3 protein-coding genes are annotated in these 3,294 nt (G+C 72.3%); 1 reads left to right on the plus strand and 2 read right to left on the minus strand.

What is annotated here, in order from left to right; all coding sequences use genetic code 11:
• Positions 1-76: 76 nt before the first annotated feature.
• Both ACWENR_RS30165 and ACWENR_RS30170 read right to left on the minus strand, forming a co-directional pair.
• A complete protein-coding gene (locus tag ACWENR_RS30165) occupies positions 77-712 on the minus strand; it encodes a hypothetical protein (protein ID WP_452280336.1) in 636 nt (211 codons plus the stop codon).
• A 24-nt stretch (positions 713-736) separates the two neighbouring features.
• On the minus strand, positions 737-2,806 hold the full coding sequence (locus tag ACWENR_RS30170; RefSeq protein WP_452280338.1) for an intein-containing Rv2578c family radical SAM protein: 2,070 nt from the start codon (positions 2,804-2,806) through the stop codon (positions 737-739).
• A 101-nt stretch (positions 2,807-2,907) separates the two neighbouring features.
• Between ACWENR_RS30170 and ACWENR_RS30175 the strand changes: the two genes are divergently transcribed.
• On the plus strand, positions 2,908-3,294 hold a 387-nt coding region (locus tag ACWENR_RS30175; protein WP_452280337.1), incomplete at its 3' end, for a thiol-disulfide oxidoreductase DCC family protein.

Genomic DNA, 3,294 nt, shown 5'->3' on the forward strand with positions numbered 1-3,294 from the left:
CACCCGCTACGACAAACTCGCCGTCCGCTTCGAAGCCACCGTCACCATCGCCATCATCAACCAGTGGCTCCGAGCCTTATGAAACACGGGCTAGCACGTCCGGCGCGACGTCCAGCTCCCCGGTCTCGACGACGGTGTGCCGGCGCGAGCCGATCCCCCGGATCCGGACCTGGTCCCGGCTCCGCACCGGCAGCCGCAGGACGTTGGAGTGCCGGTACGAGGCGCTCGGCACCGCCGGGTCCAGGGCCTCCCAGGGCACCCGGACCTGCTGGAGCGGATGACCGGCCTCGATCCCGGCCGGGGTCAGCGTCACGCTCGGCACCCGGCGCCAGAGGAGGACTGCCAGGAGCACGGCGAGCGGGCCGGCGAGGGCCGGGTAGATCCACCACAGGTCCTCCCGGTCCGAGGCGAGCTGGCTCGCCGTCGTGTAGGTGAGGAACGCGAGCAGGACCCAGCGGTAGCTCAGCCGCCCCGTCGGCGGGACGAAGAAGGCGTGCTCCCGCTCGTCCGCCCGCAGGTCGCCGGCGCCCGGCTTGCCGAAGGCGCGCATCAGGCTCCACAGCAGCGCGACCAGCGGCACCAGCGTGAGCAGGGCGACCTGACCGCTGGTGCGCGCCAACCCCGCCGCAAGCCCCCAGAGCAGGCCGACGGCCACCGCGACCGCCACCGCGACGCGCTGCCGGCGCAGCGCCCGACCGATCGTCTCTCGCACGCGGGGCAGCGTATCGGTTTTTGTCTACATGAGGGTGAGCTGCTCGGCGTGCGGCGGCGCGGGTGCCGGGTCGGGTGGGCGTCGGTCGTCGCCGCGCTCGCCCCGGTGCAGGCCATGCCGGCGGGCCGCGATGCGCACCCGGGCCGTCAGCTCCCGCTGGTAGGGCTGCGGGGCGTACGCGCCGGAGCGGTAGAGCTCGCGGTAGCGGGGGACCAGGTGGGGAAACTCGCGGCCGAGCCAGCGCGCGTACCACTCCCGGGCGCCCGGGCGCAGATGCAGCGCCAGCGGCGTCACGCTGCTCGCGCCGGCTGCGGCGATCGCCGCCACGGTCGCGTCGATCGAGGCGTCGTCGTCGCTGAGCCCGGGCAGGATCGGCGCCATCAGCACCCCGACGTCGAAGCCGGCGTCGACCAGCTCCCGTACGGCGTCCAACCGCCGCCGCGGGCTGGGGGTGCCCGGCTCCACCGCGCGCCAGAGCCGCTCGTCGACGAAGCCCACGGAGTACGACACGCCGACCCGGGTGACCTCGGCGGCCTGGCGCAGCAGCGGCAGGTCCCGCAGGATCAGCGTGCCCTTGGTGAGGATCGAGAACGGGTTGGCGAAGTCGCGCAGCGCCGCGATGATCTGCGGCATGAGCTGGTAGCGCCCCTCGGCCCGCTGGTAGCAGTCGACGTTGGTGCCCATCGCGACGTGGGCGCCCCGCCAGCGCGGCGCGGCCAGCTCCCGCCGGACCAGCTCACCCGCGTTGACCTTGACGATGACCTTCCGGTCGAAGTCCGCCCCGGCGTCGAGATCGAGGTAGGTGTGCGTGTTCCGTGCAAAACAGTTGTGACTGACCACTCCGTCGGCGATGAAGTCCCCGGTGCCGGTGCTGATGTCCCAGAGCGGCAGCTCCATCCCCAGGGACTCGATGGCGACCACCCGCAGCTTGGCCCGGCACTTCAGCGCCGCGCCCTCGACCGACCGCTTACGGGTGATCGCCGGGTCGGTCAGGTGGAAGAAGCGCAGGCGTTCGGGCAGCCCGCCGGTCAGCCGGATCTCTCGCACGCGGTTCGCACGGCCGTGGTCCTCCACGACCGCGGTGAAGCCGAAGTGGCGCAGCGCGTCCGACACGTGGTCGAGGACCGCGTCGTCGCCGTTGCTGATTCGAAAGACGCCCTGGCTGCAACTGCCCTCGGCGTCGAAGATCCCGGCGAGGTAGCCCAACCGCCAGTCGTCGCTGGGATCGTCGGGCCACCGCACCAGCTCGGTGATCGCCTCGATCGAACGCAGCCGCGACGTGCGGATCGCCTGGACGGCCCGGCGGGCCCCGCTCGCCGGCGTGAAAGAGAAGCTGGTGGTCTCCACGCCGAAACCGGCGAGGTAGCGCCTCGTGCGATGCAGCGCCTCCTCGTCCGCCAGCGCGAGTCGGAACCGGTGCACCACCCCGTAGGAATATCGGTAGGTCCCGAGGTGCGCGTCGCCACGGAGCATCCCGCACAGGTAGCCGCGCCGATATTCGACCGAGTCCTTGGGGCCCGCTGCGAATCGGCCGGTGCCGATCAGGCGGTTGTTCGTCGTCAGGTAGGGACGTTGGCGGGCGCCGCTCATCGCACCGGTGACGTGCTTCCAACCTCGCTCGGTGAGAAAGCGGTGGTCGCCGCTGGAGACCAGCGCCGTGCCGTCCTCCAGGGTGACCCGGTAGGCCGGCTTCACCGTCGACCATTTGTCGAGGACGGTGGTGACGACGTAGCGCCGGTAGGCGCCACGTCGCTCCGTGCCGTAGATCCGGTCACCGATCTCCAGCTGGCTGATGGGTTTCGTGCGGCCGTCGGCCATCAGGATCGGCGTGTCGCCCGACAGGCAGTAGACGCAGGCATGACTGCATCCCCGGTAGGGGTTGATCGTCCACTCGAAGGGGACGCGCGACGTGCCGGGCACCTTGTTGATGATCGACTTTGCCCGGATCTCGTAGAACGTCATGCCGGCGAAGCCCGGGGTGTCGAAGGTGCGGGCGATCGCGCCGGGCAGCGCCAGCGGCAGGGGTGGCGTCGCTGGCGCTGCCCGATCGGGGACCCCCTCGTCCGGGGGAGCGGAGAGGTTGTCCCAGCGCATGGCCCTCATTCGAACACGCGTACGAGCGGAGCGCAAGTGACCCGCCGTGTTCCCGCCCACCTCGCCGACCGGCCGGCGACCGGCGGGTGGAGGATGGAGGTATGGAGAGGTCGACGTTCGTCTACGACGGGGACTGCGCGTTCTGCACCCGCTGCGCCGAGTTCATCGACCGGCGGATCCCCACCGGGGTCCACGTGGTGCCGTGGCAGTTCGCCGACCTCGACGCGCTCGGCCTGACCGAGGCCGAGTGCGAGGAGGCGGTGCAGTGGGTCGGCGCGGACGGCTCCCGCGCGGCCGGCCCCGACGCGATCGCGAAGCTGCTCGGCGACAGCGGCCCGCTGTGGCGGGTGGCCGGCGCCGGCCTGCGGATCCCGCCGGTGCGCGCCGCCGCCTGGCCCGCGTACCGCTGGGTGGCCCGCAACCGGCACCGGCTCCCCGGCGGAACGGCCGCCTGCGCCCTGCCGCAGGAGGCGCGGGAGCGCCTCTAC

This window comes from Micromonospora sp. NPDC004336 (genome assembly GCF_053602615.1).